This is a genomic window from Paenibacillus sp. TY11 (genome assembly GCF_059772165.1).
The window spans coordinates 1-14,282 of record NZ_JCBAIQ010000046.1 but is presented as its reverse complement, the minus strand read 5'-3'; the positions used below and the strand labels follow the sequence as shown (position 1 = coordinate 14,282).

Annotated in this window: 17 protein-coding genes; 4 read left to right on the top strand and 13 right to left on the bottom strand. The window is 43.1% G+C overall.

Annotated features, from left to right (window positions below; translation table 11 throughout):
• A partial coding sequence (locus AC6EJC_RS26430; protein ID WP_444952884.1) for an IS3 family transposase occupies positions 1-81 on the top strand: 81 nt, incomplete at its 5' end.
• Between the two features lie 173 nt (positions 82-254).
• On the opposite strand, the gene AC6EJC_RS26425 is transcribed toward AC6EJC_RS26430, so the two are convergent.
• The 8 genes from AC6EJC_RS26425 to AC6EJC_RS26390 form a co-directional block, all read right to left on the bottom strand.
• Positions 255-542, bottom strand: coding sequence for a hypothetical protein (locus AC6EJC_RS26425; protein WP_444956473.1), 288 nt, complete (start codon positions 540-542; stop codon positions 255-257).
• A 13-nt stretch (positions 543-555) separates the two neighbouring features.
• Positions 556-1,041 carry a methylated-DNA--[protein]-cysteine S-methyltransferase gene (locus tag AC6EJC_RS26420; RefSeq protein WP_444956472.1) on the bottom strand — a complete coding sequence of 162 codons (486 nt, stop codon included), beginning with the start codon at positions 1,039-1,041 and terminating at the stop codon, positions 556-558.
• A 23-nt stretch (positions 1,042-1,064) separates the two neighbouring features.
• A complete protein-coding gene (locus AC6EJC_RS26415) occupies positions 1,065-1,625 on the bottom strand; it encodes a bifunctional transcriptional activator/DNA repair enzyme AdaA (protein WP_444956471.1) in 561 nt (186 codons plus the stop codon).
• A gap of 33 nt (positions 1,626-1,658) precedes the next feature.
• Entirely contained in the window at positions 1,659-2,426 is a 768-nt protein-coding gene (locus tag AC6EJC_RS26410) for an isocitrate lyase/PEP mutase family protein (protein ID WP_444956470.1), read from the bottom strand.
• A gap of 110 nt (positions 2,427-2,536) precedes the next feature.
• Positions 2,537-2,734 carry a hypothetical protein gene (locus AC6EJC_RS26405; RefSeq protein WP_245233301.1) on the bottom strand — a complete coding sequence of 66 codons (198 nt, stop codon included), beginning with the start codon at positions 2,732-2,734 and terminating at the stop codon, positions 2,537-2,539.
• Positions 2,735-2,935: 201 nt separating this feature from the next.
• Positions 2,936-3,865 (bottom strand): SDR family oxidoreductase, encoded by a 930-nt coding sequence (locus AC6EJC_RS26400; RefSeq protein ID WP_444956469.1) that lies wholly within the window; start codon positions 3,863-3,865, stop codon positions 2,936-2,938.
• 165 nt (positions 3,866-4,030) lie between these two features.
• Positions 4,031-4,921 (bottom strand): LysR family transcriptional regulator, encoded by an 891-nt coding sequence (locus AC6EJC_RS26395; protein WP_444956468.1) that lies wholly within the window; start codon positions 4,919-4,921, stop codon positions 4,031-4,033.
• 289 nt (positions 4,922-5,210) lie between these two features.
• Complete coding sequence (locus tag AC6EJC_RS26390; protein WP_025682841.1) at positions 5,211-5,582, bottom strand: hypothetical protein; 372 nt, start codon at positions 5,580-5,582, stop codon at positions 5,211-5,213.
• Positions 5,583-6,036: 454 nt separating this feature from the next.
• On the opposite strand from AC6EJC_RS26390, the gene AC6EJC_RS26385 reads away from it, so the two are divergent.
• Positions 6,037-6,846: a GNAT family N-acetyltransferase gene (locus tag AC6EJC_RS26385; RefSeq protein ID WP_444956467.1), complete on the top strand. Its 810-nt coding sequence runs from the start codon at positions 6,037-6,039 to the stop codon at positions 6,844-6,846.
• A gap of 96 nt (positions 6,847-6,942) precedes the next feature.
• On the opposite strand, the gene AC6EJC_RS26380 is transcribed toward AC6EJC_RS26385, so the two are convergent.
• The 3 genes from AC6EJC_RS26380 to AC6EJC_RS26370 all read right to left on the bottom strand — a co-directional run bounded on the left by AC6EJC_RS26380 (position 6,943) and on the right by AC6EJC_RS26370 (position 9,432).
• Complete coding sequence (locus AC6EJC_RS26380) at positions 6,943-8,115, bottom strand: MFS transporter (protein WP_444956466.1); 1,173 nt, start codon at positions 8,113-8,115, stop codon at positions 6,943-6,945.
• A gap of 79 nt (positions 8,116-8,194) precedes the next feature.
• Complete coding sequence (locus AC6EJC_RS26375; protein ID WP_025682845.1) at positions 8,195-8,473, bottom strand: ArsR/SmtB family transcription factor; 279 nt, start codon at positions 8,471-8,473, stop codon at positions 8,195-8,197.
• A 221-nt stretch (positions 8,474-8,694) separates the two neighbouring features.
• Complete coding sequence (locus AC6EJC_RS26370; protein WP_444956465.1) at positions 8,695-9,432, bottom strand: SDR family oxidoreductase; 738 nt, start codon at positions 9,430-9,432, stop codon at positions 8,695-8,697.
• Positions 9,433-9,842: 410 nt separating this feature from the next.
• Here AC6EJC_RS26370 and AC6EJC_RS26365 point away from each other — a divergent pair, with 410 nt between their 5' ends.
• Complete coding sequence (locus AC6EJC_RS26365; protein WP_444956474.1) at positions 9,843-10,772, top strand: AraC family transcriptional regulator; 930 nt, start codon at positions 9,843-9,845, stop codon at positions 10,770-10,772.
• Positions 10,773-10,919: 147 nt separating this feature from the next.
• Here the strand turns inward: AC6EJC_RS26365 and AC6EJC_RS26360 are convergent, their stop codons facing one another.
• Entirely contained in the window at positions 10,920-11,570 is a 651-nt protein-coding gene (locus tag AC6EJC_RS26360; protein WP_444956464.1) for a hypothetical protein, read from the bottom strand.
• A 122-nt stretch (positions 11,571-11,692) separates the two neighbouring features.
• On the bottom strand, positions 11,693-12,730 hold the full coding sequence (locus AC6EJC_RS26355) for a LacI family DNA-binding transcriptional regulator (protein WP_444956463.1): 1,038 nt from the start codon (positions 12,728-12,730) through the stop codon (positions 11,693-11,695).
• Between the two features lie 340 nt (positions 12,731-13,070).
• On the opposite strand from AC6EJC_RS26355, the gene AC6EJC_RS26350 reads away from it, so the two are divergent.
• Positions 13,071-14,123 (top strand): 2,3-butanediol dehydrogenase, encoded by a 1,053-nt coding sequence (locus tag AC6EJC_RS26350; RefSeq protein WP_028542246.1) that lies wholly within the window; start codon positions 13,071-13,073, stop codon positions 14,121-14,123.
• Positions 14,124-14,282: the final 159 nt, after the last annotated feature.

Here is a 14,282-nt window from a genome sequence, read left to right as displayed (position 1 = left end):
TACAACCATTACAGATACCAATGGAACTTAAAAAGGATGACCCCTGTACAATACAGAGATCATCTTCTGCAAGCAATTTAGTCTTTTTTTAAATGGTCCTTTACATAGGGTACAGTTTAGAATGGGTGCGCCTTTTTACTGTAAATTTGAGAGCATAGGCCTTCAAAATCAAACGCGATTCTATTCATCGTAGCCATCATTCGCGCTCTGTTCATATGTTCAATGTTCATATGTATCTCCTTGGGTCGGTTTGTTTAACGTGGCATACGCAATATGGCCGCCTTCAAAGCTTTAGTCCCTGCTTCGCTTTTTAAATAATCAGACGGTGTTTCGTTGCCAAGTGCGAGGACTTTTCGGTCCATCCAAGTCAGCAAATACTCCCCCATATCCGGTAGTAAAACGATTTGGATCTCTTCCGGTATACTGCTTTTGGATACTTTTTCTTTTACAATCGGGTCTACTTGATCATATCGCTCCTGATAAATCTGAACCATGTTGGCCCAACTCTCCGGCTTAAATTCTTTCAAATATATTTCTCTCATCCATGAACCCTCCTTATGATCTCTGAAAACGCTTCTCATGCTGGAGCAACCATTCTTTTCTCCATAAGCCCCCTGCATAGCCGGTTAGTTTCTGATTTGAACCAATAATTCGGTGACATGGGATCACAATGCTCAGCATATTTTTGCCATTAGCACTGCCTACGGCTCGAATGGCTTTTTCATTTCCAATGGCGAGGGCAATATCTTTATAAGCTGACGTTTCACCGTAGCCTACAGTCATCAGTGCATTCCATACCCTTTGCTGAAAGTCTGTACCTTCAAAGGCATAGGAAAACGTAAACTCATGGCGCTCACCTTTAAAATACTCGTCAAGCTGACTCGCACATTCCTCTAAAACCTGGGGTCGAGCCTCTTCCTTAATTCTGGTTAAGGGCACATCCCGATCAGAGAACATGATAGAATATACAGCCTCATTTGTGCCCTGTATTTCTATCTCTCCAATCGGCGATACATAATTCAATACATATTGCTTGCTCATAAATGGATAACAACCTCCTTGAACTACTCCTTATTCAGCTTCCTGTACTCACTGGGAGAACATTGGTTCAAACTGCGAAATGCCTTATAGAAATTCGAAGGGCTTTGGAAGCCCGTCTTATAACAAATCTCAAGATTCGTAAAATCTGTACTTTTAAGAAGATAGGCTGCTTTATCCACTCTGATTTTTTCCAAATACGTACGGGGCGTTTCTGAGGTTTCCTGCTTAAAAATGCGATCCAAATAAAAGGGGCTTACGCCGACATGATCTGCAATATCCTGCAATACAAGTTTTTCTTTGTAATGATTGACCAAGAAGGTAACCACATTCTGGACAAGCCTGATATACGGCGAATGATCTGTATGGGGCTGGCATCTTTTGCAAGCACGAAAACCCGCTTTTTCCACTGTGTCTAGATCAAAGTAAAACTCAACATTTATTTTTTTCGGCTTTTTGGATCGACAGGAAGGTCGGCAATATATTCGGGTTGTTTTCACAGCAGTAAAAAACAACCCGTCATATTTACGATCACACGCTATAATTTTCTCCCACATTTCTTCAAAAGAAAGATTGATGTTAGCCATGATCGAATATTCTGTCCTCTCTATAGTTCATACTCATAAATATAAATGTGACGTATCTTGAAGCTCTATCAACTGTTCCGCATTCTTTTGCAAAGCAACTATTATCTTATCAGAAAATGCATTACCAAAGCTAAACCGTTTAACTCCTAACTGCTGAAGCTGGTGGACATTCGTCAGACCCGGCAAGGATAAAACATTAAGCGGAGCATGTACATGAAATACAACTTCCCTGATCTCTTCATCACTCTTTAAACCTGGAACAAAAATTCCGCTCGCACCACTATCCACATACGCTTTGGCCCGCTCAATTGTCTCCGAAAGTGGGGCATCCATCTGCAAATATGTATCCGTTCTTGCGTTTATAAAAAACTCTTTAAACCCACGAGCATCCAAGGCTGCTCTTATTTTGGACAACAGGTTATTGTGCAAACCCACCTCTCGAAGTCCCTTCTGCTGTTTTAATGAATCCTCAATATTAATCCCTGCCACTCCGACATCGGCTGTCCTTAATACATGCTCGACAATCGTTGCTGTGTCCTCCCCATATCCTGCCTCAATATCTGCCGACACTGGAATCTGAACATGCTCTACAATCGTCCGAATGATGCTTACATGCTGGTCAAAATCAATAAGCTCTCCATCTGAAAATCCAAGCGTATTGGCAATTCCCCAACTCGTCGTACCGATCGCCTTAAAGCCTGCTTTCTCCAGAGCCACGGCAGATAGCAAATCCCAGGCGTTCCCTAGAAATAAAAATTCCTCTGATGTATGAAGTGCATTAAATTGCTGGATTTTGTTCATAAATATAGCCTCCTGATATGTGATGTAACTCATTTTATCAAGAGGCTATCTTTGTTTCGTCCTCATTCTTGCACTTATGGTCTGTGATATTACTCTTTAGGTTGATAAAGCTATTTAAAAAAAGGATATACGATATAGCTTACAAGCAGGCCTAAAATAAAAGCGACTGAGGCATTAAGCCACTTTGGCCGAATCTCTGAACCTGAATCCAAAATACCTACTACACAAACCAGAACAAATACAACGATCTTCCATTTTACATCAAGATAGGGATTCACTAAGCCTGCTATCAAAGCAACAATGCGCATTACCATACTCCAGAAAAAAGGAAACTTGGTAGGCCAATTCATAAACTATAATAGCTTTCCTTTCTTTCAAGGCTATATTAAAAATTAAATTTAATTTTAATGAAATATGCCATACGTTTTAAATGTACTTTTTCGCAGTATAAAAAACAGAAGCTCCTCGAAAGGGGCCTCTGTTAATTTTATATGCCTTAACTATTATAATTACAATTCACCGTGATCATAAGCTTCTTGTATCATATCACGAATGGTTTTGCGCTTTTCGCCAGTCAATTTTTCTACATCATCGCTGAGCACTGCCATTAGACCTTCACGAAGAGCGCGTCCGCCAGTCACCATATCATCACTGCACCAAGGAATCGGCGAATTTTCCATCCCTTGATCTGTCTTTCTCGGTACGCCCAGACTATCCCACAATGCATACATTTCATCATCCTTCTTATTTACAAAACGAAGCGGTCTACCTGTGATCTCAGTAGTGATGCGCACAATATCATCGGCTGAAAGCAGTTCAGGTCCTGTAACATCATAGGTCGTATTATCTTCACCCTTGCCGAGTAGTAGTGCAACAGCCGTTTTGGCACAATCTTCACGGGAAATAAACGCGCATTTTCCTTCTCCATAATTGAAAATCCATTCACCCTTATTCAGGGCATCCGGCAATCCGTAGCGAAGCAACGATTCAAAATATTGACTGTCACGCATAAAATTCCATTTCAAGCCGGATTGTTGAACATATTTTTCGGTAATACGATGGTCTACGGTAACCAGAGCAGGGTTTTCATCATCCCCTGCACCCAAAAAGGACGTGTACACGATTTTCTTCACGCCCGCCGCTACTGCGCCATCTACCGCATTTTTGTGCATTTGTACCCGTTTCTCTCCAATAATCGGCATCGAAACCAGGAAAAACTGCTCCCCGCCTTCAAAAGCGTCTTTAATAGATTCCACGCTATTAAAGTCTGCTTTTCTGACATCCACACCTAATTTTCTATATTGCTCCAAATTTTCCGGACTAGGGCTTGTGAAAATGAGACTTCCAGGTGCTACCTTTTTGAGAATCCCTTTAGCCACGCTGCTTCCGAATTGTCCATCTACACCTGTAATAATAGTTTTTCCCTGTACATTCGCCATGTCCAACAGCTCCTTTGTTTTGCTCTCAGTCTATTAGTAATTATTTTCACAAATCTAGTCTCGACTTGTTATCTTGATTTTAAATTAAAGCTCCACCTAGGCATAACATAAAATAATTATGCCTCATAAGTTAAACTTATGAGGCGTCACGTATCTGCCAATCTACTATACAATGGTCTCTTTCACATATGATAGGAAGCTTTCCGTTAACGTATTCAGAGATTTGGACGGATATCCCACCACGATTTGAAAATGATGCGGGGAGTTCGTAATGGATAGATATGAGATTCTGTCATCCTGGGTAACTTGAGGCACGTTGGGGAAAAAGGCAACTCCTCTATGCAATTCTACCAGTAAAATCAGCGTTTCCAGCGTAGAAACCTTCTCAATAATACAAGGCTCATAGCCGTCAGCACGGCAATTTTCAATCATCCCTTTCAAAGCCAGAGAGGAAGGCTCTTCACTCAGAAAAATAATTTTTTCATGCTGAAGCTCTTTGGAATCAATCGTTTTCTGATTCACTTTTGGATGCTTTTTCCCCACGCCCAAGAGCATGCTGCCTTTAAATATCGGATACTGTTTGATTTTTTTGTTATTCTCATCAAAGGCGTAATCCGTAGCGAATGCAACATCACAGGTTCCATTACCCAAGGCACTCAACAGGTCGTCAATATTTTTCTTGATAAATGTAATTTCGACCTCCGGGTGCAATTTTTGAAATTTTACAACAATATCCGCAATTAGCTGAATTTCAAAAAAACTGGAATATCCTATTGTAAGGATGCGATTTTGATTTTTATAGGTATGCTGCGCTTTTTGAATGGCATTTTGATATTGGCTCAACATCGTTTTGACGTCTTTATAAAAAACTTGTCCGGCTTCGGTCAGTTGAATGGGATTTACGGTACGATCAAACAGCTTTATATTAAGTTCTTTCTCCAAAGAAGCGATCTGCTGACTGATTGCGGTTTGAGATATATAATGTTTTTTGGCCGCTTGGGTAAAGCTTGAAAGCTCAGCAATAGACACAAAATAATTTAACTTTGTAAGACTCATAGGTTCCTCCTGTAAAAGGCAACAAAATGCATCAAGATTTGAATTTCATAATTTATGTATTCATTATAGCTGATCTCACTTAATCCTCTATTGCAGGTTCTTTACGAATCGGGCGTTGTACTGTACCCTTGCGCGAATGTAAAACATTGACTTGTCCATTCTTTTGCTTTACTTTTAAAGTATTACTCATATTTCCCAGTTTAATTATACAAAGACTGCTCCAGAAGCCCCAAACCTGCAAGCTTCTGAAACAGTCTTGTAGAAGGTGCACTCATAAAAGTAGGGGAAGTTAGATGATTCGATAGCCAGATGGCAGTCTACCGCTACTGCGGATATTACGGATTTGCTGCAACGTCAAACGTTGATTGGTAGAGATAATAGATTCCACATCATTCCCGCGAATCAGATCATCCAGGTCGGCGATGCGGCGATTGCCCCTATACACACGGAAATTACCTCTAAACCGCGTGCCGGTAAAGAGTACAAGTGTAGCATCGCTGCTTGTAGAAAAGAAACGCAGGCTTTCGATGCCGTCGAGAATGTTATCGGTATTACGAATGCCTAGGTTTCCTCTGAATACTCTACTGGAACCCCGAAAGTTTTCTTCGTTGTAGACTGTCAGACGGGGATACGTTTGAGATACATATGCTTTGTCAGTCATATTGTAACTCCTCCTTTCTATTCTAGCTTATGCTTCCCCATCCGATTGGCGCGGGCCTCGCAGCACCCATTTAAAAATGGTTGTGTGATTGAATAGAGTAGACGTAGACTTGAAAAAGGAACATATGTTCTGTATAATCTAGCTTAGCAATTTGCAAAATCCTAAACTAACGGAGATGCGGACATGGACGATAAATTTATTGAGGAACTACGCGAAATTAGCAGAAACGACAAGCGAAGATCTGAATTTCTTATTAAGGGTATGAAGGAAACACTTCAGGAAAGAAAAGAAAAAAACTTTATCGAAAGATGGATTTGGCGGCAAAAGAATAAGAAGCGTATAGCGCGGAAATTTAAATCCTAGTAGATATAACAACGGACTCTTCATAGCATTTTACTTTTCATAGCACTCTACAAGTACATTAGATCATAGCTCATTTTTAGGAGGCAGAGTCATGATTGAGCAGCTAGTCCCGAACGACGATATATTAAATCAAAATCAATTTTTGGCTGATGAAGTTCGATACAATTTGATCCATCGAATTTGTGAGTCAGAAGGGTCAACATGCCTCAAAACGTCCGATAAAAATATGATCTTCGCTCAATCACCCGGACATAAGGCTTGGCTATGGATTTCACAACAAATCACTGGTAATCATAAATTGACCTATATAGAAGAACTCTTACTTTATTTAAAAGGAACCACCCTATCAGGTGTATGTGGTGATGCCGAAACAGTCGAGAAGTTCGCAAATGCTTACGCACAGCGTCATGCTGCTCAGGTACATACCCACATGGTCATGGAATCTTATTTCTGCTCTAAATCCAAAAAGCCCTCCGGCGTTGAGGGAATCATCCGACAATCCATCCCAGAGGACGTACAGTTAGTTGCCCAGTTTCTAGCTGGTTTTTCAGAAGATGCTTTAGGCAGTTCTGTTGATACGGTTAGTCAAATATCAGCTGCGGAGGAGACCATCGGGACAGGAAATTTGTATCTTTGGGTTGTAAATAATATTCCCGTTTCCATGGCCAATATTGCTCACCACTCGCCGAGACATGCTCGTATTAATGCTGTGTATACTCCACCTTCTTTGCGAAAGAAAGGTTTTGCCAGCGCAATTGTATCCGAGCTATGTTCCATTTTGGAAAATGAGTATTTAGTACCCATGCTATATGCAGATTTAAAAAATTCGGTTTCCAATCAAGTTTATAAAAACATCGGTTTTACGGAAGCCGGTAAAATCGCTGATATTCAGTTTGAATAGTCATCCTACTACAGGAGGAATTACTGCTCGTTTAAATTAAAGAAGGCCCGCAATGTCACCTCCATCGCTGGGCCCCCTCTTCACTTATCTATAAACCTACTCCGTAACACCCACTTGCGTTTGAACTGAGGATCTTCGTGAAAGTAAATACGTAGCCACAATAGCGATACCGATCCCTGCTGCTCCAAACCAGGTGATGGAAGCCAGTGAAACCTCACTAACAACCACACCACCAATTCCGGCTCCGGCAGCCATAGCAAGCTGCATTGTAGACTGGTTGAGACTCAGCATCACACCGGAAGATTCCGGTACGAGAGTGACCAGATTATATTGTTGAGTGGGTCCGGATGTCCAGGCTGCGAACGACCAGAGGATCAGTAGAGCAAACACTGCGATCAGGGAATGAGCGGCAAAAGGAAGTAAGAGTAAGGAAATACCGTGCAGCCCCATGCCTCCAAATAATGTAAAGGGAATGCCCTTTTTATCTGCACTGAACCCACCGATTTTCGATCCGATTAGACTGGCAATTCCGAAGGCGAGCAATACCGAGCTTAGCATATCCTCTCCTACACCTGATACATTCAGCAAATACGGTGAGATGTAAGTATACGCGAGGGAATAACCTCCTAGCCAAAAGAAGGTAATGCCTAATCCCAAAGCAACTTCAGGCTTTTTCAGAAGAGCAAACTGTTGTAGTAAAGGGACAGGTTGATCTCCTTTCAAGCGGGGAATGGTCATAGCAATAACAATCAGGGCAATAATCCCTGTCAAAGCAATACCGAGAAATACGGTTTTCCAGCCATATGCAGAAGATATCATTCTCCCAAGCGGTACCCCGATAATCAGCGAGGCTGTAAAACCCATAGTGACCGTAGCAATAGAGCTGGCCTGCTTGCCGGCTGGGGCAATTTTTGCTGCAATGCTCAGTGCTGTAACCACGACCATCCCCGCCCCGAGTGCCATAAGAATACGTGCGGCAATAAACATTCCAAAACCCGGCAGAACATAGGAGAGGACATTGGCTACTGCAAATAATCCGAGTGAACTCAAGAGCAGCTTGCGTCTGTCCCATTTAGCGGTTACTGCCATCAGAATCGGCGTGCCTATCGCGTAAGCAAGGGAAAAGACTGTAATCAGCTGGCCTGCGGCGGCCACCGTAATCCCCATGGTCGTTGCGATCTGATCCAAAATACCTGAGATAATGTATTCGGATGTGCCTACCAAAAAACTAACAATTGCCAAAATATATACTTTCCATGTGCTCTGCATTTCTAGGTAACGCCTCTTTTCTTTTAATATTTTTATATTTTTATATTTTTACAAATATCGAAATTAAGACTAAAAAAATTTATGTCATCAGGAACGGGGCATATTTCTTCGCTGCTTCCACATCCAAGCTGTAATAAATAAACGTCCCTTCTTTACGGTACGTCAGTAGCCCAGACTCTGCCATTTGCTTAAGGTGATGCGATAGCGTTGAAATAGCTACACTGTTCAGCTTCTCCCCCAGCACGGAGCAGCATTGGTGGCTTTCCTCTTTTAGCAAAAGTGCTATCTTGAGACGAGTTGGTTCTCCAAGTGCTTTATATATTTTTACAGCTTGCTGCATCTCCGTCGTATCTTTCACCCTGTTCGACTCCCTTCTGTTCCAGTCTTAATTTCGATGTTTGTCGAAATAAAGTTAACACAAACATTTGTAAATGTAAACCCACTTATTTTAAAGTCACAGTTTTTTACACTCTGTGGTGTGAATAATGGTCTTTCTCATCCTATGAATAATCCCCCATCCATAAAGGATGGAGGAAAAAATGATCTGAGTATAGAGGGGGAATTATGGAAGCCATGGCGTTAATTCGGGCTTGCCGTGGGTCTGACAATAATTTCATTAACATCTACATCCGCTGGCTGCTCCATGGCATACAGAATGGAGCGGGCAATGGCATCAGGCGAAATCGAAATACGACGGTACTCTTTCATTCCCTGCCGGGCCTCTTCATCTGAAATACTGTCGGCAAGCTCGGATTCGGTTACTCCCGGTGATATCAGCGTCACACGAATATCTCCACCCACCTCCAAACGTAATCCTTCAGAAATCGCCCGAACTGCATACTTCGTAGCGCAATACACCGCTGCAGTCGGGGTTACACTATACGCACCAATAGAGGCGATATTGATAAACTGACCAAATCCTTGCTTTTTCATGATGGGAAGCCCTGCCGCGATCCCATGCAGAACGCCCCGTATATTTACATCAATCATGCGATCCCATTCCTCTACCTTCAGGGCTTCTAATTTTGAAAGAGGCATCACTCCCGCATTGTTCAAAATTACATCCACGCGCCCAAATGTTTTTTCCGCGTACTTAATGAACGCTTCCATCTGGTCCCTCCTAGTCACATCCAGTTGCTGATAGTCAGCCGATCCACCTTTAGAACGAATCTCGGATGTCAGAGCCTCCAATCGCTCTGTGCGTCTGGCCCCTAATATCACATGAGCCCCATGGTGAGCAAGTAAACGGGCAGTAGCTTCACCGATCCCACTGCTTGCCCCCGTAATAGCTACGACTTTCCCTTTAATATCCAACATGCTTATTCCTCCTTTAGTTTAAAAACTGACTGAAAAACCATATATAACATTACTTTTTTCCGCTTTGTTGCTCTCCATGACTATTCCACTCCTTAATAATTGTTGTGTCACCTTCATTGGCCTTCACAATCCAAATGGCTGGATTATGTTCTTTCTACCATCGCCATGGACAGTGAACCAGCTAGTATGCTGTTTTTCCTTTTCACTTGTTCATTTGGCATTGTTTCTGTACCCTTATTATGAGACGATAATATTTTGAGCTGGTAGAAAAATCAGAGCAAATTATTGCCTAATCCTCCAACGACCCTTAATATGTAATGAAATCCATGTCGGAATCAAAGTATATTTTGAAGTGTAATAAACCACTGAAAATGAAAACGGGCTACGTTGCAAAGAAGGGATGTGTCATGATGGGGGCAACCAAAATAGAGGGTTCTACCATGGAAAAACAAGCCGAATTGGCAATGCTTATAGAACGATTTTCAAATCAGGACGGAGTTCTCGCTACAGCCATACCTTCGCTTCACTTCGTCCGAAGTTCAAATACAACCGTTCCGATACATCAAGTCCATGAACCTGCCTTATGTATTGTGGCACAAGGCAGAAAAGTCGTGATGCTCGCAGAGGAAAGTTACCATTACGGCACATCCGATTACCTTGTTGTGTCGGTGGATTTGCCGATTTCCGGGCAGGTCATTCAAGCGTCAGCAGAAGCTCCTTACTTGTGCCTCCGGCTCAATTTTGATCCGCATCAGGTTTTGGACCTGATCAAAGAATCTGCTTTTCCCACAAGCCCCATGCCTGATTCCAGACGAGGCTTGTATGTAAGCCAAACTAACTCTCTACTGCTGGATGCCGTGGTAAGGCTAGTGCATCTTTTGGAAAACCCGCAAGATGTTCCGGTGCTGGCTCCATTAGTCATTCGTGAGATACTGTATAGGATTTTACAGGGTAATCAGGGGGAATCCTTAAAACAACTGGTCATGACCGGCAGCCATTCCAACCGAATTGCAGAAGTCATAAAGCGGATTAAGCAGGATTATGATAAGCCGTTGCGTATTGAGGAATTGTCCAAACTAGCGAATATGAGTCCTTCGTCACTACATCGTCATTTTAAAGAGGTTACGGCTATGAGCCCAATGCAATATCAAAAACAATTACGTCTGCAAGAGTCCCGCCGCCTGTTGTTATCTAAATCAGCAGATGCTGCAGATGTCGGTTTTCAGGTAGGTTATGAGAGTCCCTCACAATTCAGCCGCGAATACGCCCGCTTGTTCGGCCTGCCTCCAATTAGTGATATCAAGCGCTTGCGTATGGATCAAGATCACCCGACAATTTGAACCATTTTAAGAGGAAGCACTGATCCTACTAACGCTTATCTCAATCATAATGACAAGATGTAAAACAACACAAAACAGCTGCTTCTCAGGTAGAGAAGCAGCTTTTCATTTATTACTTCTATGCACGTGGTAATCACTCATTCAGCGTCAATACGGATTATCCAGCTTTACGAACAAGGCTCGAATGACATCCTTCTCTGCCGTAGTAAGCTTTTGTCCTGCCTGCCATTGTTGAATCTCTTTCTTGACTTCCTTGGGTTCTCTATAGCTGAGAGCATACCCGATGCTTCCTATACCTTGTGTGCGGTTGGTTTTGTCCATATTTGCCAATGCTCGAGTCATCGCAGTTCTGTCTCTTGTAAACAAATCTCCCATAAGACCAGCATAGCTTTCGCTTAAAGCTCCATCCAATCCGTCAGAAGCCTGGATCACATTTGGAAAGCTTTCCGATGGAATAAAAGCCCGCTGCCTATACAGGTATTCGATGATTTCCAGGCTTTGATGTTCACTGATTTCGTTCATCTTCCCCCATTGGATACCTGCCAAATGATTCGTCATGTGACGTACTTTTGCTTCATCACTGAGGGATGAGTCCTTATAAAAGGACAGTACAAGCTCCTCTTTACTTTGCTGGGTATGCTGCGTATTAGCTGCAGTTTGCTTAGACTCCCCATTGTTTGCCCCGGACGGCGCCGCAGTTTCAGCATCCTGTCCCACTGGATGGGGAGTGCACCCTATGGTTACAGCCAGCAATAGTGTAGTACAAGCTACAGAAACGAACATGCTACCTTTTGACATGAATCCACTCTCCTGTCTAAACAAACAATGGTCGTTATGATTGCCCAAAACCCATCCATATCCTACTACACCTGCGAAAGTTCATCCATCGTTATAACGTTTGGAAGGCTCTAGCTAGACTTCTACTCGTCACGTCCAACCGTAGGCTTACGGATCATAGAGACGCTTGATTCCCTGACGATCAGACGGGGCTCGAATTGCACGCGCTCATATTCCCCCGGTGTCTGTTCCTGAATCCGCTTGAGCAGTAGCTCCGCAGCCAATCGTGCCACCTCTTCCCCCATGATAGAAACTGAGCTGATCTGCGGGGTCGTTACCGTAGCCCACAGATTGTTATCAATACCGACCACAGCAACCTCTTCCGGCACTTTTACTCCCAAATCCTTAAATCGATTGACGATCCCTATCGCCACCATATCGTTAACCGCATAAATAGCATCCGGCATATGTTTCAGGCTGTAAAAATAATCGGCTGCGCGCAGCCCTGTCTCAAAAGAGAAATCATCTCCAAAATAAACGAGTGAAGGGTCCACATGCTGGAGAGACTGCTCATAAGCAAAGTATCTTTCCTCGATTTTGTCCTTCGCAGCGCCTGCATAGGCAATTCTTGTTCTCCCGATTTTAAGCAAATGCTCCATCACGAGTCTTCCCTCTTGCCGGGCCAGACTGACGATATCCGCTTTGACATCTTCGCCCAGCTTCTTGCCATAGTTAATAATGGATACGGGAACGCTAGCTTTGTTAATCAGATCTACCAACATTTTGGGATACGCCAGCGGCATGATAATGAGCCCGTCGACATGCAGCTTCTTGACCTCACGAACTGTTTCAAGCTCCATTCTGGCATTCCCGGCGGTATTGATTTGCACGACACGGTAACCATGCTGCTTGGCGGCCTGCTCTACGGACCAAGCGATCTCCGGAATAATCGCGTTACGAATGTCCGGCACAGCCAACGCAATTTGTCGTGTCTGACGAACTTTCAAGCTCTGAGCCGAGGTGTTGGGCGTAAACCCCATCTCTTCAATCACTTGCAAAATCAAGGCTTTCGTTCTCGGGCTGATGCCCTCACTATCATTAATAGCTCTGGAGACAGTCGCAATACCGACCCCCGCCCGCTTGGCTACATCCTCTATAGTTACTTTTTTTTGATCTGTCACGCCCAAAATCCTTTCAAGAACGGAATCGTTTTCTGACTTTCCACAATAAAGTCTCAATATTAATATTATACCACAGAATGAGTGTCTAAAAATTGAACTCGTTTTCTTCTTGTCTCTGCTTCACCTGAAAAATTCGCAAAATCTCTTTGTATAAAGTAACGAGCCAAATATAGCACTGCAGTCACAAGTGATTATATTCACAAAAAAATCAAGTGCTTATTGTATGAAATTGGTTTGACAATGTGTAAAATTTGTGACATATTATCTTTCGGAAACGTTTCCTAATTCATTCACTTTTTATAGAGGCAATGATCATATATTCTTCAAGGAGATGACAAACATGCAAGCATTGAGATGGCATGGAGTAAAAGACTTACGTTTGGAAAACATTGAGCAGCCCGCTGCTCTGGCAGGAAAAGTAAAAATCAAGGTAGAATGGTGCGGCATTTGCGGAAGTGATCTTCACGAATATGTAGCAGGACCGATCTTCATTCCCCAAGATGCTCAGCATCCATTGACTGGCGAAAAAGCGCCGATCGTAATGGGACATGAATTTTCTGGACAAGTTGTCGAAATCGGCGAAGGTGTAACCAAGATTCAAGTTGGCGACCGTGTAGTTGTAGAACCGGTGTTTGCATGTGGAGAATGTGATGCATGTAAACAAGGCAAATATAATCTTTGCGATAAAATGGGCTTCCTCGGTCTTGCAGGCGGCGGTGGTGGATTTTCTGAATATGTCGCAGCTGACGAGCACATGGTTCACAAAATTCCAGAAAGCGTATCTTTCGAGCAAGGCGCATTGGTAGAGCCTTCGGCCGTTGCTTTGTATGCTGTTCGTCAAAGCCAACTGAAAGTCGGCGACAAAGCTGTAGTATTTGGCGCTGGTCCTATCGGATTGCTGGTTATTGAAGCGTTGAAAGCTTCGGGCGCATCTGAGATTTATGCAGTAGAGCTTTCCGAGGAGCGTAAAGCTAAAGCTGAAGAGCTGGGTGCTATCGTGATTGATCCTAAAACTTATGATGTGGTGGAAGAACTGCACAAACGGACCAACGGCGGCGTAGATGTAGCCTATGAAGTCACTGGAGTACCTCCTGTGCTGACTCAAGCTATCGAATCCACTAAGATCAGCGGACAAATCATGATCGTCAGCATTTTTGAAAAAGAAGCTCCGATCAAGCCTAACAATATCGTTATGAAGGAACGCAATCTGACTGGTATTATCGGCTACCGTGATGTATTCCCAGCTGTTATCAGCCTGATGGAAAAAGGTTATTTCCCTGCCGACAAGCTGGTTACCAAACGTATTAAACTCGAAGAAGTGATTGAGCAAGGTTTTGAAGGTCTCCTGAAAGAGAAAAATCAGGTTAAAATCCTGGTATCTCCGCAAGCCTAATATCGAAAACAAACCAGATGTCTGCTCTATGCAGACATCTTCAGATTGTCGAGAAACCCCGTCTTTTTGAGACGCGGGTTCTTTTTCTTTACATAATAATGGTCTGGTATCTGGGAAAAACGGGGTGTTACCCCTGTTTCTCCAGGCGATCCAGGTGGA